The following is a 19,032-nucleotide window of genomic DNA, read 5'->3' on the forward strand; positions in this document are numbered from 1 at the left end:
CTGGGTCGGTCCCCCCTCCCCCCCCCCCCCTCCCCCCCCACCTTTTGTTGGAGGCGGGGGGGGTTTGAGGGCTTCTGGCCAGAACCCCAACAAATACCCAGCACTCAACAAAGCGGGGCGGTTGGGGTCGTTGTTGAGCGACGTTCAGCGTGATTCCGGTGGGGTGGACGACGCCGGGTGGGTCGAGCTGCTCGGGGCCGACGGCGCCGACCTCGAGGAGCTCACCGCGCTCGCCGACCAGGTGCGCCGCGAGCGGGTCGGCGACGCCGTGACATACGCCGTGAACCGGAACATCGACGCGTCGCTGGGCCTGCCGCCCGAACGGGTCGCGGAGCTCGCGGCCGAGGCGGTCGCGCTGGGCGCCACGGAGGTGTGCGTGCAGGGCCTCCCGCCGACGGCGCACGGCGCCGACGCCTACCTCGACCTCGCCCGGGCGGTGAAGCAGGGCGGCCCCGGGCTGCACCTGCACGCGTTCCGGCCCGCCGAGCTGGCCGACGGCGCCGCCCGCGCCGGCCTGCCGCTCGCCGACTGGCTGCCGCTCCTGCGCGAGGCCGGCGTCGACACGGTGCCGGGCACGGGCGCGCGCATCCTCGACGACCAGGTCCGCGACCTCCTCACGGGCGGCACCGACATCCCCGCCGAGCGCTGGGTCGAGCTCGTCACCGCCGCGCACACCGCGGGCCTGCGCTCGACGGCGACGATCGTGTACGGCCACGTCGAGTCGGCGCGCGACCAGGTGCGACACCTGCGCGTCCTGGCCCGGATCCAGGACGCGACCGGCGGGTTCACGGAGCTGATCCCCATGCCGTGGCTGCCGTCCGAGTCGCCGGTGCCCGTGCCCGGCGCCCGCGTCGCGACCCTGCGCGAGAGCCGCGGCCTGCACGCCGTCGCGCGGCTCATGCTCGCGGGCCGCATCGACCACGTACAGGCCGCCTGGACCAAGCTCGGGATGCGCGGCGCGCAGCGGGTGCTCGCGGGCGGCGCCGACGACCTCGGCGGCGTGCTGCTCGACGGCGCGCTCGACCCCGACGCCGGCCCCGAGCAGGGCCGCGAGCTCACGGTCACGGACGTGACGCGGCTGGCCGCCGAGCTCGGCCGCCCGGTGCGGCAGCGCACCACCACGTACGAGCAGGTGGGGTGACGGCGGCGTACCCGGACAGGCACGACGGCCCGGCCCCCGACGTCGACGTGGCGGTCGTCGGCGCGGGGCTGGCCGGCGTCGGGCTCGGCGTGCGCCTGCGGCGGGCCGGGCGCACCGGCTTCACCGTCCTGGAGCGGGCCGACGACGTGGGCGGCACCTGGCGCGACAACGTCTACCCGGGCGTCGCGTGCGACATCCCGAGCGCCCTGTACTCCTACTCGTTCCTGCCGCAGCCCGCCTGGTCCCGCGTGTTCGCGCCGGGCGCCGAGATCCACGGGTACGTCCGCGACGTCGTCCAGTCCGAAGGCCTGGCCCCGCACCTGCGCCTCGGCACGGACCTCACGTCGGCTCGCTGGGACGACGACGCCGCCACGTGGCGCCTGACGACGTCGCGCGGGCCGCTGACGGCGCGGGTGCTGGCCACCGCCGTCGGCCGGCTGAGCGAGCCTCGCGTGCCCGAGATCCCGGGGCTCGCCGCGTTCCCGGGCCGGGTGTTCCACTCCGCCCGCTGGGACCGGGAGCTGCCCGCGGGGCTGCGCGTCGCCGTGGTCGGCACCGGGGCGAGCGCCGTGCAGCTCATGCCGGAGCTGGCCCGGCGGGCGGCGTCCGTCGTCGTGCTGCAGCGGACCCCGCCCTGGGTGCTGCCGCGCGGGGACCGGGCGTACGCGCCCGGCGAGGCGCCGCCCGACCGCGCGGCGCTCGCCGCGGAGGCGGAGCGGCTGTTCGACGCGCGGATCGCGGGGACGACGGCGGAGGCCGAGCTGCGCGAGCGGGCGCTGGCGCACCTGCGCGCCCAGGTGCCGGACCCGGCGCTGCGCGCCCTGCTCACGCCGGACTACGCGGTGGGCTGCAAGCGCGCGCTGTTCAGCGACGACTGGTACCCGGCCCTCCAGGAGCCGCACGTGACGCTGGAGCCGGGCGCGCCCGTCGCAGTCGAGGGGTCCACGCTGGTCGCGGCCTCGGGCGCGCGGCACGAGGTGGACGTGATCGTGCTGGCCACGGGCTTCGAGACCACGCGCCCGCCGTTCGCGCACCTGGTCACGGGCCGCGACGGGCGCACGCTCGCCGAGCACTGGTCGGGCGGCATGACGAGCCACGCCTCGACGGTGGTGCACGGGTTCCCGAACCTGTTCGTGCTGGACGGCCCCAACGCGGGGCTCGGCCACCACTCGGCCCTGGAGGTGATCGAGGCGCAGATCGGCTACGTGCTGGGCGCGCTCGACCACCTGGACGCGACGGGCGAACCGCTGGAGGTGTCGGCGGCGGCCGAGGCGGCGTACACCGCGGAGGTGGACCGCCGCGCGGCGGAGACGGTGTGGCTGCGCGGCGGCTGCCGGAGCTGGTACGTGGACGAGCGCTCGGGCCGCCTGACGCTCCTGTGGCCGGGCCGCGCGGCGGAGTTCCGGGAGCGGTTCGGGGAGTTCGACCCGGCACCGTTCGCCCTGGACGGGCTCCCGGTCAGGCTCGGTCAGCCCGGGACCAGGCCGTTCTGGTAGGCCCAGACCACCGTCTGGAGGCGGTCGCGGGTGCCGACCTTGGCCATGGCGCGGCCGAGGTGCGACTTCACGGTGCTCGTCTCGACCACGAGCTCCTGGGCGATCTCCGCGTTGGACAGCCCGCGCGCGAGCTGCCGCACGATCTCGGCCTCGCGGGCCGTGAGCTGGGCCGCGGCCGCAGCCTCGTCCGCGGCGGACCGGGGCGGGGCCGTGCGGCGCGCGAACTCCGTGATGACGCGGCGGGTCACCGCCTGGTCGATGAGGCCGTGCCCGTCGGCGAGCCGGCGGACGGCGTCGATCAGCTCCTCCGGCTCGCAGTCCTTGAGGATGAACCCGCTCGCGCCCGCCTCCAGGGCGCCGAACACGTACTCGTCGAGGTCGAACGTGGTCACGACGAGCACGGCGGTGTCGGACCCGCGCGCCACGATCTCCCGGGTCGCGGCGAGGCCGTCGCCGCCCGGCATCCGCACGTCCATGCAGACGACGTCGGGGTGGTGCCGGCGCGCGAGCTCGACCGCCGCCGGGCCGTTCGAGGCCTCGGCGACCACCTCGATGTCGTCGGCCTGCTCCAGGAGGAACCGGAACCCCGCCCGGACCACCGCCTGGTCGTCGACGAGCATGACCCTGATCATCCCTGTCCCCCCTCGGCGAGCGCCGGGCGCGCCGGCGTCGCGGTCGTGACCTCGTGGTGCAACGGGAGCGCGAGGCGCACCCGCCAGCCGCCCGACGGCGTGGGTCCGGTGCTGAGCGCGGCGCCCACCAGGTGCGCGCGCTCCCCCATGCCGATCAGCCCCATGCCCCGGCGGTCCGAGCCCGGCGCGGACCCAGACGCACGCCCGAGCGCCCGCTCGTTGGTCACCTCGAGCGCCACCTCCCGCTCGTCGAAGCGCACGGCGATCCGCACCGCCGCGCCGGGCGCGTGCTGACGCGCGTTGGACAGCGACTCCTGCGCGACCCGGTAGAACGCGGCGTCGGCGATCGGGGCCAGCGGCCGCGGCCGTCCCGCCCGGTCCAGGTCGACGGCGTCGCCCAGGGCGCGCGCCGTCCGGACCAGGTCGTCGAGGGAGTCGAGCCCGGGCGGCGGCGCGTCGTGGGGGTCCTCGCCGGGCCCGCCGGAGCCCGGTCGCTCTCGCAGCACGCCGACGATGAGCCGCAGGCTGTCGAGCGTCTCCTTGCCCTGCGCGCGGATCCAGGCGGTGCCCTTCTTCGCGGCCTCGGGGTCGCTGTCGATCTGCCGCTCGACGGCGGCCGCCTGGACGACCAGGCCCGAGAGGTGGTGCGCCGCGACGTCGTGCAGCTCGCGGGCCATGCGCGACCGCTCGGCGAAGATCGCCGCCTGGGTCGTCGCGCGCTGCGTGCGCAGCACCTCTGCGGCCCGGAGCCGGACCAGCTCGGTGTAGTTGCGGCGGGTGGCCACCGCGTTGCCGACCAGCGCGCTGACCACGTAGGTGATCAGGCCCGAGACGAGGTGGTTGAGCACCGGCACCAGCAGTTCGTTCCCGGTCACGAGGGCGGTCCCGGCCGCGGCGAGCGCCGCGACCGGGGCCGCGGCGCCCGTGACGAGCAGTGCCCGGCGGACGGGCAGCAGCGTGCCGACGGTGTAGCCGGCGATGATCTGCGGGATGCCGCCGACGGACAGGTCGTCGGGCGAGGCGATGATGATGAGCACCTGGCAGGCCACCACGAGGCCCAGGCAGAGGACGGGTCGGACCCGGCGCAGGACGAGCGGCAGCGCCTGGACGCACGCGCCGACCGTGAGCACCACACCCTGCGCCGGGCCGATGGTCAGGCCCTCCATCCCGAGCACGAACTCGAACAGGCCCAGCAGCAGGGCCGCCGTCAGCAGCAGCACGACCGCCGCGAGGAGTGCGTCGCGCGAGATCGGGGTGGTCAGGCCCACCCGGTTCAGCAGCGCGTCGAACCGCCGGGGACGCACCGGGAGAGGCGCGTCGTCGAGCACCGTGGGGACGTCGACGATGGGCCTGCCCGTCGTGGGAGTGCCTGTCGTGGACCCGCCTGTCGTGGACATCGGTCAGTACGATACCGACGGCGCGAGCAGCCGGAACTCGAGGGCGAACCAGGCGACGCCGACCAGGGCGAGCATCACGAGGGCCGTGCCCACGACACGGCGCCAGCCCTGCCGGTGCCGGACGGCGCCGACCACCTGCAGTGCGGCCGGGACGATGCCGAGCACGCCGACCGCCTGGACGACCTGGAGCTGCCGCAGGGACGCCTCGGGGACGTCCTGGAGGCTCATCACGGTCGTGACGGTGATGGCCCAGCCGGCGAGGGCGAGCACGGCGCAGAGGGCCGCGATCTTCGTCAGGATCCGCGAGACGCGCCCGGTGCCCTGCGGCAGGGACTCCTTGCGCACCCGGCGGCGGATCGCGCCGACCGGCCACGCCACGGCGGCCACCAGCAGGATCACCGCGGACACGGCGAGCACGGGGAGCGCCACGCCCTGGGCGCGCTCCGGCTGCCCGGGCAGCAGCGTGAAGGCGCCCTCGTAGACGATCGCCTGGACCTGGTCGTCCGCGACGCGCATGGCGAGGGTGCGCTGGCCGTCGACCTCACGCCAGACCCAGGGTTCGACCTCCTGGTAGAGGGCGGGCGTGGTCGCGCCGGGGCCGGGCGTGATGAGCAGGCGGCCGTCCTCCGTGGCGGTGAGCGTGGTGGGGCTCAGGACGTCGAGGGTCGCGAGGAAGTTGCTCTGCACGCCGCGCGAGGAGACGTAGCTGCCCTCGGCGGCCGCGGCGTGCTCGCGTGCGGTGGCCTGGTCGACGGTCACGCCCGGGGCGGGGGTGACCGCGGCGTCGTCGTCCGCCGGGAAGTAGCGGTCGGTGAAGCCCTGCAGCACGGCCTCGCGCAGCGGGATGGTGGCGTAGCCGCCGGTGCCCGAGCTGTTCAGGGAGACGAAGATGCCCGTGCGCTCCTCGGGGTAGAGCTGGAGGTGCGAGTGGAAGAACTGGGTGTCGCCGCCGTGGCCGATGATCCGGTGGCCGTTGCGGCTCTCGTCGAAGAACCCGAGTGCCATCCGGGGTGCCGCGGCGAGGCCGCCCAGCGTGGTCTCGTCGAGGGCGGGCGCGTGCATCAGGTCCAGGGTGTCGGGCTCCAGCAGCGACCCCGTGCCCGGCTCGCCGAGCTGGGCCAGCATGAAGCGCGCCATGTCGGGGGCGGACGACGTGAGCGAGCCGGCCGGCGGCGTCCCGACGATCTCGAACTGCCCCGGGGCGTCCCACGACGTGGCGTACCCCTGCGACACGCGGTCCTGGAGCGCGGCCGGCAGCGGCTGCACGAAGGTCGACGACGTCATCCCGGCCGGCTCGAAGATGTTGCGCTGCACGTACTCCTCGAACGGCACGCCGCTGACCCGTTCGACGACGTAGCCCGCGAGCGCGTTGCCGTAGTTGGAGTAGGCGGGGACGGTGCCGGGCGCGTAGACCTGCTCGGGCGGGTCCTCGGCCAGGGCGTCGCGGAGCACCACCGGCTGGTCGCCGAAGCCGATGAGGCCACCGACGCGCTCCTCGAACCCGGCCGTGTGGGTGAGCAGGTTCCGGAGCGTGATCGGCTCGTCGAACCGGCGCGGCACGTCGAAGTCGAGGTACTCGGCGACGTCGGTGTCCAGGTCGAGGTCGCCGCGCTCGACGAGCTGCATCACCGCCGTGGCGGTGAAGAGCTTGGAGACGGAGCCGGGGCGGAACAGGGTCTGCTCGGCGTCTACCGGCACGGCCTCGCCGCCCGTGGTGCCCGTGTCGGCGTGGCCGTAACCGCGGGTGGTGACCACCTCGCCGTCGTGCACCACGGTGACGACGGCGCCGGCGATCTCCCCGCTGTCCAGGGCGGCTGGCAGCAGGCCGTCGAGCCAGGCGTCGACGTCGGACTGCTCCAGGGTGTGCTCGCCGGCCGGTGCGGTGACCGGCGGGGGCGGCGTGGGCTGTTGGGCCGCCGGAAGTGCGGCCGGGAGTGCGGCGGCCGTGGCGGCCGGTGCCCCGGCGAGGGCGAGCGCCCCGAGGAGGGCGAGGGTCGCCAGTGCTCGGGGGCGGCGTCGGACGGGCCGCTCGGTGGGTGTGTGGTCGTGGGACGAGAACATCGTCGCGCTCCTCGCGCTCGGCAGGTGTTCGGTCTGGTCCGGGGGTGTTTTTCCGGACGAGACAACCCTGTCGAGCGAGCCGCCGGCACACATCGCCCGCAGGACCACACCCGCCCTACGACCTTTGGTGGAGTGCCCCTCCCCCAAGCGGGTGTTGAGCACAGCGGTTGCTGCCAGCGGGCCGCGAGTTCTGGCAGCAGATGCTGTGGTCGACGCGCCGTCGGAGGCGGCTCGCCGTGGGTAGGCTCTGCGCCGTGATCACCCCGGAGATTGTGTCGATCCTGTCGGTGGGGCTGCCCGCGCTCGGCGCCGTGGTGTCGGCGTTCGCGGCGTTCCTCGGGGTGGTGCCCGGCACCGACCGCAAGCTCGCCCGGCTCGTGACCATCCACCGGGACATGCCCGAGGGCGAGGGCAAGGAGGCCCTGGAGAAGGCGGTCAACGAGCTCGCGACCCGCGCGGCGCGCCGGGCGGTCGGCGCGCGCGTCACCAAGGACCGTCCCCGCCGCAAGCTGGACGCCGGCAAGGTGATCGGGGCGGTCCTCATCGTCCTGGTCGGCGGCGGCCTCGCCTGGCTGTTCTGGTGGCTCGGGTCGTTGATCCCGTTCGCGCCCCTGCAGTGGACGCTGTGGGTCATCGCGATCCTCGTGACCCTGTTCACGACGTTCGTCGTGACGCTCGACGACGTGTTCGAGGACGACGCCGAGGCCGCGGAGCGGAAGGCCCGGCGGGCGGCGCGGAGGTCGCGGACGGCGGACGGCGGCAGGGCGCCGTCCGAGGCTCCGGAGCCTACGGACGCGCCGACGTCGGAGGACGCGCGGACACCAGATGACGCACCCACGTCGGACGACGCCCCGGCGTCCGCCTCCGCGGACAAGGCCTGAGCCGAGCCGGACCCCGAAAGGGCCGGCGGAACGACCCGCCGGCCCTGCCGTCTATCTCAGTGCGCCGAGTAGCCGCCGTCGACCAGGTGGTAGCTGCCGGAGATGAAGGACGCCTCGTCGCTGAGCAGGAACAGCGTGAGCGCCGCGACCTCCTTGTCCGTGCCGAGCCGCTTGCTGGCGTGCTCGTTCTCGAGCGCCGTCAGCGCCTCCGGGCTCAGCGAGGCTCGCACGAGCGGGGTGTCGATGAAGCCCGGGCCGACGGCGTTGGTGCGCACGCCCTGCTCGGTGTACTCCAGCGCGGCGACCTTGGTCAGGCCCACGAGCGCGTGCTTGCTCGCCACGTAGGCGGCGTTCTCCGCGATGCCGACGGAGCCGAGCACGGAAGCCATGTTCACGATCGCGCCGCCGCCGGCCGCGACCATCGCGGGCAGCTGGTAGCGCAGGCCGTAGAAGACGCCGTCGAGGTCGACGGCGCGCACGCGGTCCCACGCCGCGACGTCGTACTCGCCGATCTTGGCGGGCGGCGCGCCGATGCCCGCGTTGTTCACCGCGAGGTGGAGCGCCCCGTACTGCTCGACGGCGAAGTCCACGGCGGCGCGCGAGTCGTCGGCCTTGGCCGTGTTCTGCGCGAAGGCCACCGCGGTGCCGCCGGCGGCGACGATCTGGTCCACCACGCCCTGGGCGGACTCCAGCTTGATGTCGGTCACGACCACGGAGGCTCCCTCGGCGGCGAGCTCGCGGGAGATCTCCGCGCCGATGCCGCTGCCGCCTCCCGTGACGATCGCTACCTTGCCCTGGAAACGGTCCCTGGTCATCGCGCTCACTCCTTGCCTTGGTTCCGACGGCGCCTGCCGTCTCCTTCAGTCCTATCCCATGGTTGCCCCGGGCCACTACATGCATGCGCATGATGTGAGGAGACAGACAGCCTCGTTCAGCACACCACGGCGCGAGCCGGCGCGCGCGGTGCCAACACCCTCTGGCCATCCGCCCGCTCTCCGCCTATTCTTCGAATATTGCGTTTGTTTCACCTGCTTCGAATGGAGGATGCGATGTCCGTAGCGACGCCGTTCGTCCCAGACCCGTCCGACGCCGAGCTCGCCGAGTCGGCGCTCCGTGATCTCAGGAGCGCCCTGGCCAGCGAAGGCCCGGTCCACCTGCGCTTCGCAGAGGGTGGTGACGTCGTGGTGCCCCGAAGCGCCCTGACCGCCCTCAGCGAGATCTTGTCCACTTTCGCTCAGGGCGAGGGTGTGACCGTTCTGCCCACCCAGTCCGAGCTGACCACGCAGCAGGCGGCGGATGCGATGCGCGTGTCGCGCCCTTACCTGATCGGCCTGCTCGAGTCGGGGAAGATCGAGTTCCGCACCGTCGGCAGCCACCGCCGCGTGCAGGCCGCGTCGCTCGTGTCGTACATGCGCGCCGACGAGGCCGAGCGACGCGCGGCCGCCGACGCGCTGTCCGCGGAGGCCCGCGAGCTCGGCTTCAGCTGATGCCACCAGCCGCGGTCGCACCGACCGTCCTGTACGACGCCAACGTGCTCTACCCGTCCACCCTCCGCGACGTCCTGATCCGGGTAGGCCTCGAACGACGTGTGACGCCGCGGTGGACCGATCAGATCCTGGACGAGGTCTTCCGCAACCTCGCGGCCAATCGACCAGATCTTGCCCCGGAGCGGCTGGCGCGGACACGGGCCCTGATGAACCGGGCGATCCCCGACGTCCTCGTGAGCGGGTACGAGCATCGGATCGAGTCGCTCGACCTTCCTGACCCCGGCGACCGGCACGTGCTCGCCGCAGCGATCCAGGTTGGCGCGGGGATCATCGTCACGAAGAACCTCAAGGACTTCCCCCGGGAGATCTTGCGGCCCCACGAGGTGAGCGCCGAGCATCCTGACGAGTTCCTGTTGAGGCTGGCCGAGGCCGACGTCGCAGTCCTGACACAGATCGTCCGCGACATCAGCGCGACCTGGCCGGACGGCGCAACCGTCGCCGACGTGCTCAAGAGCCTTGAGGTCGAGGCGCCACGGACCGCTCTTGCGATCACGGCGGCCGATCCAGCTCTCTGAGCCGCGCGTTTGGCCCGTGGACGCCCTCACCGGGATGGCCGAGGATGGCCGCGTGATCACGCAGACCGTCGCCACGACCGACTACCACACCGCGGGCGAGCCGTTCCGGATCGTCGCGGAGCCGCCCGTGCCGCTGCCGGGCGACTCGGTGGCCGACCGCCGCGCCCGCGCCCTGACGAGCACCGACGCCCAGGAGCTGCGACGGCTGCTGTGTTCCGAGCCGCGCGGGCACGCGGACATGTACGGCGGGTTCGTCGTGCCGCCGGACGACGACGGCGCCCACCTCGGTGTGCTCTTCTGGCACAAGGACGGGTTCTCGACCGCCTGCGGGCACGGCACCATCGCGCTGGGCGCCTGGGCCGTCGACACCGGCCTGGTGGCGGCGCCCGACGACGGGACCGTCGACGTCGTCGTGGACGTCCCGTCCGGGCGCGTCACCGCGCGCGTGCACCGGGCCGGCGGACGCACGGTCGGCGTCGACTTCGTGAACGTGCCCAGCTACGTGCTGGCCCGCGACGTCGCGGTGCCCACGGCGCGCGGCACGGCGTCTGCGACCCTGACCTACGGCGGCGCGATCTACGCGAGCGTCGACGCCGCGGGCCTCGGCCTGTCGGTCGACCCGGCGAGCTACGCGGACCTCATCGCCGTGGGCCGCGAGATCAAGCACGCGCTCGACGCCGGCGGCCGCGCCGTCCACCCCACCGACCCGCGCCTGAGCGGCGTGTACGGGACCATCCTGTTCGAGGAGCTCGGCGTCGACACCGCCGGAACCGTGCGCCAGCGCAACGTCACGGTGTTCGCGGACGGCCAGGTCGACCGGTCGCCCTGCGGTTCGGGCACCTGCGCCCGGCTCGCTGTGCTGGCCGACGACGGCCGGGTCGGCGTCGGCGGTCCCGTGCTGGAGCACACCTCGATCGTCGGCTCGACGTTCACGGGCGCCGTCGTCGGGACCGCGCGGGTGGGCGACCTGCCCGCCGTGATCCCCCAGGTCACCGGCACGGCATACCGCACGGGCGAGCACCGGTTCGTGGTCGACCCCGCCGACACCCTCGTGCCCGGGTTCGTGCTGCGATGAGCGCGCCCCGCGTGCTGGACGCCGCGGCCGTGGCCGCCGCCTGCTCCCCCGCCGACGCCGTCGCCGCCCTCCGCGCCGCCCTGGTGGCCGGGCTGGATCCGGCCGCCGACCTGCCCCGCCAGGGCGTGCCGGTGGCGGCCGGCGAGCTGCTGCTCATGCCGTCCGACGGCGGCGGCGACCGGGCGCACGTCGGGATCAAGGTCGCGGCGGTCGCCCCGGGCAACGCGGCCCGCGGGCTGCCCCGCGTCCAGGGCTCCTACCTGCTGCTCGACGCCGCCACGCTCGGCGTCGTCGCGATGCTGGACGGCATCGCGCTGACCACCCTGCGCACGCCCGCAGTGTCGGTCGCGGCGGTGCTGGACCGGCTGCTGGAGGGCACGGCCCCGCTCGGCGCCGACCTGCTGCGTGTCGCCGTCATCGGTGCCGGACCGCAGGCGCACGGGCACGTCGCGACGCTCGCGGACGCCCTGGGCGAGCGTCGGCCGCTGGGCGAGGTCACCCAGCTCGTCCGGGACCCGGAACGGGTCGCCCGGACGGAGGGCGCGCGGATCGCCGGTGCGGCCGTCGTCCGGCTGGGCGGCCCGGGCTCCGACGACGCGCTGCGCGCCGCCGACGTCGTGGTGTGCGCGACGTCGGCCCGCGAGCCGCTGTTCGACGCCGCGCTGATCGCGGACGCGGCCGTGGTGATCGCGGTGGGCTCCCACGAGCCCGGCGCGCGGGAGCTGCCCGCGGACCTGCTCGCGCGCGGCACCGTCGTCGTCGAGGACCCGGGCGCCGCGCTGCGCGAGGCGGGCGACGTCGTGCTCGCGATCGCGGACGGCGCCCTGGCGGCCGAGGACCTGGTGCCGATGCGCGACGTCGTCACCGGCGCCGTCCGCCCCGACCCGGCGCGGCCGCTCGTGGTCAAGACCACCGGCATGTCGTGGGAGGACCTCGTGGTGGCCGAGGCGGTGCTCGCGGGCGCGCCATCTGGCGCGTGACCCAGGTCACGCAGCCCTCCGGTCACATCTTCCAGGCCTGGCGAGTCGACACCTTTGTTCGGCACACCAGCCTGGAAGGAACGTCATGACCTCAGCACTCGACACCCTGCGCCGCGACTTCGGCGGCGACCTCATCGAGCCGGGCGACGCCGACTACGAGTCGGTGGCGCGCTCGCGCCTGGTCGCGGGCAGCCCGGCCTACGTCCTGCGGCCCAAGACCGTCGGCGACGTGCAGACAGCCGTCCGGTTCGCCTCCGACTCCGGGCTCGCCCTGTCGGTCCGCGGCGGCGGCCACAGCTTCCCCGGCTTCAGCACCAACGACGGCGGCATCGTGATCGACCTCGGCGAGCTCGCCGACGTCGAGGTGCTCGCAGCCGACCCTGTCGACCCCGCGCGCCACCTCGTGCGGATCGGCGGCGGCGCCAACTGGGGCCAGGTCGTGGACGCGCTGGCCCCGCACGACCTCGCGATCTCCTCGGGCGACACCCGGAGCGTCGGCGTCGGCGGCCTGACGCTGAGCGGCGGCATCGGCTGGAAGGTCCGGAAGTACGGGCTGGCCCTCGACAACGTCGTGGCCGCCCAGGTGGTCACCGCCGACGGCGACGTCGTCACCGCGAGCGCCGACGAGCACCCGGACCTGTTCTGGGCGATCCGTGGCGGCGGCGGCAACTTCGGCGTCGTGACGTCGTTCGACTTCGCGGCGCACCGCACCACGCGCGTCTTCTTCGGCAAGGTCTCGTTCCCCGCGGCCGAGGCCGCCACCGTGCTCCAGGGCTGGGCGGACTACCTCCGCACCGCGCCGGAGGAGCTCACCTCCATCGCGAACCTCGCCAACCCGCTCGCGGGCGGGCCGGAGGCGCCGGTGGAGATCCACGTGGCGTTCGACGGCGACGACGCGGACGCCGCGGCGCGGGCCCTGGAGCCCCTCCGCAAGCTCGGGACGGTCGTCGCGGACGACGTCGAGCTGATGGCCTACGCGGACGTCCTGGTGGAGGGCGGGACGCCGCCGCCCGGCATCCACGTGGTGGCCCACGACGGCCTCGTGGACCAGGAGTCGGTCGCCGAGACCCTGCGGATCCTCGCCGAGACCGGCACGTCGCCGGGCGCGCCGTCGATCTCGATCCGGAGCCTCGGCGGCGCGGTGTCCCGCGTGCCGGGCGACGCCACCGCGTACGCCCACCGGGGTGCGGAGCTCATGGTCACGACCTTCACCGGGGGCCCGGCACCCGTGATCGAGGCCGCGCGGCCGGTGCTGGACGGGCTCTGGGGCCGGCTGGCTCCGTATCTCAGCGGGGCGTACGCGAACTTCCTCACGACAGCGGATGAGACGGACGTCACAGACGTCTACCCGAAGTCGACCTACGAGCGGCTCGCCTCGGTCAAGCGGCAGTACGACCCGAGCAACCTGTTCGCCCGGAACCACAATGTGCGACCTGGACAGATGTCCTAGTCGGGACCTTCGGCCCGGTGGGCACCGTCCTCGATCCGTACGGCGCCCACCGCATTAGCGTAGGTCGGACATTCCGGTCAATAGCTCCAGCGCCGACCGGGATGTCCGTAACGCGATCGTGACTTTCGGGCCCAGGCGGGCTACGGTCGGTCCCGCTCGCGGGGAATTCCGTGGGCACTCGTGGTGGACGCCGAGCCCTGTCACCGTCACGAGACTGCTCTGAACAGATGACAGGGACGGGGGAACCAAGTACGTGGGCACCGCCAGGTGCCCTTGGGGTGAAGCCGCACCAGCAGGACGCGGCCGGGTCATTCTCCGATCCGAATCCGACAGCTCACCTCGTAGGCGCCGGGAGAAATTGCTGTGACCACACGCATGCCCGGGCGCCATCGTGCTGCCCACGCACCCCTCACCCCGCTGACCCCGATCTCCCGTGCCGCATCCCGCGGCATCTCCGCGACCGCCCGCCGTGGCGCGGTCGTCGCCGCCGGATCGGGACTCCTCATCTCCCTGCTCGGCATCCCGGCCAACGCCGCCCCCGCGAACGACCCCAGCACGAACACCGCTGAGCTCGAGGCCGTGCGCGACGCCGTCCAGGACGCCACGCAGAAGTCGACCGACGCCGAGGTGGCCACCGCCGCCCTGACCACGGCGAAGGTGGACACCGCCCCCGCTGTGAAGGTCGCCGCGGACAGCGAGTTCGCGCTGGAGACCGGCACCATCAAGGTGACGCCGGCTCCCGAGCCGGAGCCGGAGCCCGAGCCCGTCGTCGAGGCTGAGCCTGTCGTCGAGGCCGAGCCCGCCAAGCAGGAGGTCAAGGCGACGACCGTCGCCGAGAAGCCCGCGGAGAAGGCAGCCCCGGCCGCCAGCTCCGGGTCCAAGATCGTCGACATCGCGATGCAGTACCTCGGCGTCCCCTACGTCTGGGCCGGTGCGACCCCCGCCGGGTTCGACTGCTCGGGCTTCACGTCCTACGTCTACGCCCAGATCGGCATCACCCTGCCGCACTCCTCGGCGGCGCAGCGCAATTCCGGCACCGAGGTCTCCGCGGCCGACGCGCTGCCGGGCGACATCATCTGGTCCCCGGGCCACGTCTCCATCTACACCGGCAACGGCATGCAGATCGAGGCCCCGGTCCCCGGCCAGACCGTCCGGGAGTCCAAGATCTGGCAGGACAGCCCGGTCTACCTCCGGATCAGCTGACACCTCCGGGCGTCCCGGCTCCACCGGAGCCGGCCTCCGGATCGCACGGCTCGAAGGGCCCGCACCAGCACGGTGCGGGCCCTTCGTGCGTCGTGGCAGGATCGCCACCATGAGCAGCGCGCCCACGAGCGTCGAGACCAATGCCCTGAACACCATCGACGAGGCCGAACGGCGCGGTTCGCCGCGCAACCTCTTCTGGCCGTGGTTCGGGGCCAACGTCTCGGTGCTCGGCCTGGGGTACGGCTCCTACCTGCTGGGGTTCGCCGTGTCGTTCTGGCAGGCGGTCGTGGTCGGCACGATCGGCATCGTGGTGTCGTTCCTGTTCTGCGGGTTCATCTCGCTGGCCGGCAAGCGCGGGTCGGCGCCCACGATGGTGCTCTCCCGGGCCGCGTTCGGCGTGCGGGGCAACAAGCTGCCCTCGCTGCTGTCGTGGATCCTCACGGTCGGCTGGGAGACGGTGCTCGTCGCGCTGGCCACGCTCGCGACGTCGACCGTGCTCGGAACGCTCGGATGGGGTGGCGGCACGGTCACCAAGGTCGTGGCCCTCGTGGTCGTGGCGGGCATCGTGGTGGTCGCGGGCGTCTTCGGCTTCGACCTCGTCATGCGGCTGCAGGTCGTCATCACGGTGCTGACCGCCGTGCTGACCGTCGTCTACATCGTCCTGGTGCTCGACCACATCGACTGGGCCGCGGTCGCCGCGATCCCCGCCGGCGGCAGCCCGCAGGTGATCGGCGGGCTCGTGTTCATGATGACCGGCTTCGGACTCGGCTGGGTCAACATGGCCGCCGACTACTCGCGCTACCTGCCGCGCTCCGCATCCGGGCGGGGCATCGTCGGGTGGACCACGCTGGGCGCCTCGCTGGCCCCCGTCGTCCTGCTCGTGTTCGGCCTGCTGCTCGCCGGCTCCGACCCCGTGCTCAACGAGGCGATCGGCGCCGACCCGATCGGCGCCCTGTCCACGATCCTGCCCACCTGGTTCCTCATCCCGTTCATCGTGGTCGCCCTGGCCGGGCTGATCGGCGGCGCCGCCCTCGACATCTACTCCTCCGGGCTCGCGCTGCTCTCCCTGGGGCTGCCCGCGCCGCGCTGGGTGGCCGCCGCGATCGACGGCGCGCTCATGGTCGTCGGCGCGATCTACGTCGTCTTCGTCGCCGACTCCTTCATCGGCCCCTTCCAGGGCTTCCTCATCACCCTCGGCGTCCCCGTGGCCGCCTGGTGCGGCGTGCTGCTCGCCGACATCCTGCTGCGCCGCCGCGACTACGCCGACGCCGACCTGTACGACCCCGCCGGCCGGTACGGGTCCGTGAACTGGGCCGCCGTACTGCTCGTGGTCGTCGGCACCGGCATCGGCTGGGGCCTGGTGACCAACACCTACGCGCCCTGGCTGCAGTGGCAGGGCTACCTGCTCGGCCCCCTCGGCGGGACGGACGGCGACTGGGCGTGGGCCAACCTCGGCGTGCTCGTCGCCCTGGTGATCGGGTTCGCCGGGACGCTCCTGCTCAGCGCCCGCGCGGTGCGGCGGCAGGAGGAGCGATGAGCAGCGGTGCGGACGCCGTCGGGCCGGACGTCGTCGGGCCGGACGCCGCCCTGGTCGTGATCGACATGCAGGACGTGTTCGCCGTCCCGCCCAGCCCGTGGGCTTCCCCCGACTACCCGCGCGCGCTCGCCGGGACCCGGCGCCTGCTCCCCGCGTTCACGGGCCGCACCGTCCTGACGCGGTACGTCGCCCCCGCCGTGCCCGACGGCGCCTGGCGCGCCTACTTCGACCAGTGGCCGTTCGCGCTCGTGCCCGAGGACGACCCGCTGTACGAGATCACCGACCTCGCCGACGTCGTCGCCGCGGGCGCGCCCGTCGTCACGCGCACCACCTTCGGCAAGTGGGGCCCGGAGCTGGCGGCCGCCACGCGCGACGCCGGCACGCTCGTGGTGGCGGGCGTGGCCACCGACTGCTGCGTGATCTCCACGGCGCTGGCCGCGGCCGACGCGGGCCGCCGGGTGCTGGTCGTCGAGGACGCGTGCGCAGGTTCGACGCCGGAGAACCACGAGCGTGCCCTGGAGATCATGCGGCTGTACGCCCCGCTGATCGAGGTCGCGACGGTGGCCGACATGCTCGGTGCGCTCTGAGGCCGGCGTCGGGCAGGCCCGGGACGGACGGCCTGGTCACGCGGGCCTCCGGGGTACACAGCACGAAGGCGAGGGGTGCCGGGAGGGCTGAATTGCGTTCGGCCGGGACCCGCGTTATCTGGCTGCACCGAACAGTCCATCCAGGGTGAACTACTCGGAGCCAGGCCGAACGACGTTCAGCGGACCCGGCACCCTCGGGTCCCGTACACGTCGCCTGGCACCTGTCACAAGCAAGCAACCGGACACAGGAGGACAGACGTGACCGTCAACAGGATCCGCGCCCGGTGGGAGCGCCACGACGAGCGGTTCGCCCCCGTGCGCGGCGACACGTACGCCGAGGTGCTCTTCGACGAGGGCAGCTGGCTGGAGGGCCCGGCGTACTCGCCGGCCTGGCGGACCCTGCTGTTCAGCGACATCCCGAACGACCGGGTGCTCGCGTGGGACGAGGCCACGGGCGCCGTCGGCGTGTGGCGCAGCCCGGGCGGCTACGCCAACGGGCGCACCGTCGACCGCGCGGGCCGGATGCTCCAGTGCGAGCACGGCAGCCGGTCGGTGACGCGCACCGAGCCCGACGGGAGCGTCACCACGCTGGCCGACAGCTGGGAGGGCAGGCGCCTGAACAGCCCGAACGACCTCGTGGAGCACAGCGGCGGGAGCGTGTGGTTCACCGACCCGACCTACGGGATCCAGAGCGACTACGAGGGCTTCGCCGCCGTGCCCGAGGCCGGGGGCACCCACGTCTACCGCCGGGACCCGGACGGTTCGGTCACCCGGGTCGCCGACGACTTCGCCGGACCCAACGGTCTGGCCTTCTCCGCCGACGAGCGCACCCTCTACATCGCGGACAGCGAGCGCAAGCACCTGCGGCGCTTCGACGTCGGGCCGGACCTGACGCTGTCCGGTGGCGAGGTGCTCGCGACCTGCGACGCCGGGACGTTCGACGGCGTCCGGGTCGACGACGGCGGCCGGATCTGGGCGGCCGCGCACGACGGCCTGCACTGCCTGGACCCCGACGGCACGCTGCTGGGCAAGCTGCTGCTGCCCGAGGTCTGCTCGAACCTCACGTTCGGCGGGGCCAAGCGCAACGTGCTGTTCGTGACGGCGACCAACCTGCTGCTGTCGATCCGGGTGACGGTCACGGGGCTGCGCTGAGGCTGGCGCTGCTGACCCTCGTTCAGCAGGCGCCAGACGTCCATTAAGCCTGCGTGGGTGGTCGCCTGGAGCCTGCTGAATGCGAGTCAGCCGCTAACCGCACAAATCGGGCGTGTTGTTCGCTAGCGTTGCGCCCGGAGGTGGTCCGGGATGCTGACCCTGGAGTTCGCTCGTGACCTGGTGTTCACCGCGGTGCTGTTCGGCACGGTCACGTTCGTGTGGGCCGGGTGGGCGCAGGAGCGGCCGCCGGCCGGCGTCGTCTGGCGGGTCGTGCTCGGCGCCCTCAGCGCGGGCGGCCTGGTGCTGCTCGGCCTCGGCCTGCCGACGCTGATCCGCAACTGGGACACCCCCACGGCGATGGCCTCGGGCAACCCCGCGATGATCGCCTACATCGTGGTGTTCTGGCTGGAGGTCGCCGTCATCGCCGGGCTCGCGATCTTCTACGCGCGCACCGACCGCCGGCACCTGCTGGCGCCGACCGTGCCGATCGTCGTCGGCACCCACTTCGCACCGCTGGCCCTCGTGTTCGAGCAGCCCATCCTGATGCTCGCGGCGGTGCTCATCACCGCCGCGGGTGTCGCGAGCCTGTTCCTGCCCAGCCGGGTCGCGGCCCCAAGCTTCTGGTGCGGCATCCTGGCGTCCCCGGTGTTCCTGGTGCTGGGCACGATCTCGCTCGTGGCGGGGAGCGGCGCGCTCGGCTGACGGCCGCAGGCCGCGTCAGACCTCGGGGGTGACCGCCGTCGGGGTGCCGCCCGTGATGCGGACCAGCTCGTCGAACGTCGTCGGGAAGACCGTCTTGGCGTGCCCGGCCGCAGCCCACACCTCGTCGTACGCGCCGAGTGCGGTGTCGATGTAGGTGCGCACGGGCGCCGGGTGACCCACGGGCGCGACGCCGCCGATGACCTGGCCCGTCGCGTCCCGGACCTGCTCCTTCGACGCCCGCGTGATGGTGGCGCCCACCTGCTCCCCCAGCCAGTCCGTGTCGACGCGGTGGGCGCCGGAGGTCAGCACGAGGGTCGGCGTCCCGTCGAACAGGAACACGAGCGAGTTCGCGATCTGGCCGACGCCGATGCCGAGGAACTCGGCAGCGAGTGCTGCGGTGGTCGCGGCGTCGTCCAGCCAGCGGACCTGGCCGGTGGCGCCCGCCTCGGCGAGTGCTGCGGTGACCTTCTCGACGGCGGGGTGGATCGGCGCGGGCACGGAGTTCGACATGCGGCGATCCTAGACACCTGACCGCCCCCGCCCCACTCGTTTTGGCCGCGCCCGCCGGAGTGGGGGGGTGCCCCCGTCCCCCGGGCGGGCGCTTGCCTTTTTTCCCTCCCCCCCCCCTGGGGAAGGAGCCACCCCCCCCCCCCCCCCCCCCCCCCCCCCCCCCCCC

The 19,032-nt window shown here is 73.7% G+C and carries 18 protein-coding genes and 1 riboswitch; of the genes, 13 read left to right on the forward strand and 5 right to left on the reverse strand.

Annotated elements, in window-relative coordinates; all coding sequences use genetic code 11:
* Positions 1–133 precede the first annotated feature (133 nt).
* Together ACFV9Q_RS27120 and ACFV9Q_RS27125 are read left to right on the forward strand one after the other, a co-directional pair.
* Positions 134–1,141 carry a hypothetical protein gene (locus ACFV9Q_RS27120; RefSeq protein ID WP_377237006.1) on the forward strand — a complete coding sequence of 336 codons (1,008 nt, stop codon included), beginning with the start codon at positions 134–136 and terminating at the stop codon, positions 1,139–1,141.
* Positions 1,138–2,637 (forward strand): flavin-containing monooxygenase, encoded by a 1,500-nt coding sequence (locus tag ACFV9Q_RS27125; RefSeq protein WP_377237007.1) that lies wholly within the window; start codon positions 1,138–1,140, stop codon positions 2,635–2,637. The genes ACFV9Q_RS27120 and ACFV9Q_RS27125 overlap by 4 nt, the downstream gene beginning before the upstream one ends.
* Here ACFV9Q_RS27125 and ACFV9Q_RS27130 read toward each other — a convergent pair.
* From ACFV9Q_RS27130 to ACFV9Q_RS27140, 3 genes are read right to left on the reverse strand one after another with little or no spacing between them, the layout of a single operon-like run.
* Entirely contained in the window at positions 2,610–3,257 is a 648-nt protein-coding gene (locus ACFV9Q_RS27130) for a response regulator (protein WP_377237008.1), read from the reverse strand. The genes ACFV9Q_RS27125 and ACFV9Q_RS27130 overlap by 28 nt on opposite strands.
* Before the next feature lie 8 nt (positions 3,258–3,265).
* Positions 3,266–4,666: a sensor histidine kinase gene (locus ACFV9Q_RS27135; RefSeq protein ID WP_377237009.1), complete on the reverse strand. Its 1,401-nt coding sequence runs from the start codon at positions 4,664–4,666 to the stop codon at positions 3,266–3,268.
* 3 nt (positions 4,667–4,669) lie between these two features.
* The gene (locus ACFV9Q_RS27140; RefSeq protein WP_377237010.1) at positions 4,670–6,727 is read right to left on the reverse strand and encodes a serine hydrolase domain-containing protein; all 2,058 of its coding nucleotides are present in this window, start codon (positions 6,725–6,727) and stop codon (positions 4,670–4,672) included.
* Between the two features lie 254 nt (positions 6,728–6,981).
* Between ACFV9Q_RS27140 and ACFV9Q_RS27145 the strand changes: the two genes are divergently transcribed.
* A complete protein-coding gene (locus ACFV9Q_RS27145) occupies positions 6,982–7,608 on the forward strand; it encodes a hypothetical protein (protein WP_377237011.1) in 627 nt (208 codons plus the stop codon).
* 56 nt (positions 7,609–7,664) lie between these two features.
* Here the strand turns inward: ACFV9Q_RS27145 and ACFV9Q_RS27150 are convergent, their stop codons facing one another.
* Positions 7,665–8,423 (reverse strand): SDR family NAD(P)-dependent oxidoreductase, encoded by a 759-nt coding sequence (locus ACFV9Q_RS27150; protein ID WP_377237012.1) that lies wholly within the window; start codon positions 8,421–8,423, stop codon positions 7,665–7,667.
* A gap of 234 nt (positions 8,424–8,657) precedes the next feature.
* Between ACFV9Q_RS27150 and ACFV9Q_RS27155 the strand changes: the two genes are divergently transcribed.
* From ACFV9Q_RS27155 to ACFV9Q_RS27200, 10 genes are all read left to right on the forward strand, one after another.
* Entirely contained in the window at positions 8,658–9,095 is a 438-nt protein-coding gene (locus ACFV9Q_RS27155) for a helix-turn-helix domain-containing protein (RefSeq protein WP_377237013.1), read from the forward strand.
* Positions 9,095–9,670, forward strand: coding sequence for a PIN domain-containing protein (locus tag ACFV9Q_RS27160; RefSeq protein ID WP_377237014.1), 576 nt, complete (start codon positions 9,095–9,097; stop codon positions 9,668–9,670). The genes ACFV9Q_RS27155 and ACFV9Q_RS27160 overlap by 1 nt, the downstream gene beginning before the upstream one ends.
* Before the next feature lie 52 nt (positions 9,671–9,722).
* Positions 9,723–10,745 (forward strand): proline racemase family protein, encoded by a 1,023-nt coding sequence (locus ACFV9Q_RS27165; RefSeq protein WP_377237015.1) that lies wholly within the window; start codon positions 9,723–9,725, stop codon positions 10,743–10,745.
* A complete protein-coding gene (locus tag ACFV9Q_RS27170) occupies positions 10,742–11,725 on the forward strand; it encodes an ornithine cyclodeaminase family protein (protein ID WP_377237016.1) in 984 nt (327 codons plus the stop codon). The genes ACFV9Q_RS27165 and ACFV9Q_RS27170 overlap by 4 nt, the downstream gene beginning before the upstream one ends.
* A gap of 85 nt (positions 11,726–11,810) precedes the next feature.
* Positions 11,811–13,175, forward strand: coding sequence for an FAD-binding oxidoreductase (locus ACFV9Q_RS27175; protein ID WP_377237017.1), 1,365 nt, complete (start codon positions 11,811–11,813; stop codon positions 13,173–13,175).
* A gap of 207 nt (positions 13,176–13,382) precedes the next feature.
* Positions 13,383–13,535: riboswitch (cyclic di-AMP (ydaO/yuaA leader) on the forward strand.
* 3 nt (positions 13,536–13,538) lie between these two features.
* Positions 13,539–14,378: a C40 family peptidase gene (locus ACFV9Q_RS27180; RefSeq protein ID WP_377237018.1), complete on the forward strand. Its 840-nt coding sequence runs from the start codon at positions 13,539–13,541 to the stop codon at positions 14,376–14,378.
* Between the two features lie 109 nt (positions 14,379–14,487).
* On the forward strand, positions 14,488–15,915 hold the full coding sequence (locus ACFV9Q_RS27185; protein WP_377237019.1) for a purine-cytosine permease family protein: 1,428 nt from the start codon (positions 14,488–14,490) through the stop codon (positions 15,913–15,915).
* Positions 15,912–16,502 carry a cysteine hydrolase family protein gene (locus ACFV9Q_RS27190; RefSeq protein WP_377237020.1) on the forward strand — a complete coding sequence of 197 codons (591 nt, stop codon included), beginning with the start codon at positions 15,912–15,914 and terminating at the stop codon, positions 16,500–16,502. Before ACFV9Q_RS27185 ends, ACFV9Q_RS27190 begins: the two co-directional genes overlap by 4 nt.
* A 258-nt stretch (positions 16,503–16,760) precedes the next feature.
* On the forward strand, positions 16,761–17,654 hold the full coding sequence (locus tag ACFV9Q_RS27195; protein WP_377237021.1) for an SMP-30/gluconolactonase/LRE family protein: 894 nt from the start codon (positions 16,761–16,763) through the stop codon (positions 17,652–17,654).
* A gap of 150 nt (positions 17,655–17,804) precedes the next feature.
* Positions 17,805–18,356, forward strand: coding sequence for a hypothetical protein (locus tag ACFV9Q_RS27200; protein ID WP_377237022.1), 552 nt, complete (start codon positions 17,805–17,807; stop codon positions 18,354–18,356).
* A 15-nt stretch (positions 18,357–18,371) separates the two neighbouring features.
* Here ACFV9Q_RS27200 and ACFV9Q_RS27205 read toward each other — a convergent pair whose 3' ends face one another.
* Entirely contained in the window at positions 18,372–18,866 is a 495-nt protein-coding gene (locus tag ACFV9Q_RS27205; protein ID WP_377237023.1) for a YbaK/EbsC family protein, read from the reverse strand.
* Positions 18,867–19,032 lie beyond the last annotated feature (166 nt).

Origin of the sequence: Promicromonospora sp. NPDC059942, assembly GCF_042731755.1 — a bacterium.
GTDB lineage: Bacteria > Actinomycetota > Actinomycetes > Actinomycetales > Cellulomonadaceae > Promicromonospora.

What these genes read in the sequence shown, in the direction of transcription:
- ACFV9Q_RS27170 (WP_377237016.1), top strand. Translation starts at nt 10,742, where the DNA reads ATGAGCGCGCCCCGCGTGCTGGACGCCGCGGCCGTGGCCGCCGCCTGC.
- ACFV9Q_RS27200 (WP_377237022.1), top strand. Translation starts at nt 17,805, where the DNA reads ATGCTGACCCTGGAGTTCGCTCGTGACCTGGTGTTCACCGCGGTGCTG.
- ACFV9Q_RS27155 (WP_377237013.1), top strand. Translation starts at nt 8,658, where the DNA reads ATGTCCGTAGCGACGCCGTTCGTCCCAGACCCGTCCGACGCCGAGCTC.
- ACFV9Q_RS27150 (WP_377237012.1), bottom strand. Translation starts at nt 8,423, where the DNA reads ATGACCAGGGACCGTTTCCAGGGCAAGGTAGCGATCGTCACGGGAGGC.
- ACFV9Q_RS27130 (WP_377237008.1), bottom strand. Translation starts at nt 3,257, where the DNA reads ATGCTCGTCGACGACCAGGCGGTGGTCCGGGCGGGGTTCCGGTTCCTC.
- ACFV9Q_RS27140 (WP_377237010.1), bottom strand. Translation starts at nt 6,727, where the DNA reads ATGTTCTCGTCCCACGACCACACACCCACCGAGCGGCCCGTCCGACGC.
- ACFV9Q_RS27190 (WP_377237020.1), top strand. Translation starts at nt 15,912, where the DNA reads ATGAGCAGCGGTGCGGACGCCGTCGGGCCGGACGTCGTCGGGCCGGAC.
- ACFV9Q_RS27160 (WP_377237014.1), top strand. Translation starts at nt 9,095, where the DNA reads ATGCCACCAGCCGCGGTCGCACCGACCGTCCTGTACGACGCCAACGTG.
- ACFV9Q_RS27185 (WP_377237019.1), top strand. Translation starts at nt 14,488, where the DNA reads ATGAGCAGCGCGCCCACGAGCGTCGAGACCAATGCCCTGAACACCATC.
- ACFV9Q_RS27175 (WP_377237017.1), top strand. Translation starts at nt 11,811, where the DNA reads ATGACCTCAGCACTCGACACCCTGCGCCGCGACTTCGGCGGCGACCTC.
- ACFV9Q_RS27135 (WP_377237009.1), bottom strand. Translation starts at nt 4,666, where the DNA reads ATGTCCACGACAGGCGGGTCCACGACAGGCACTCCCACGACGGGCAGG.
- ACFV9Q_RS27205 (WP_377237023.1), bottom strand. Translation starts at nt 18,866, where the DNA reads ATGTCGAACTCCGTGCCCGCGCCGATCCACCCCGCCGTCGAGAAGGTC.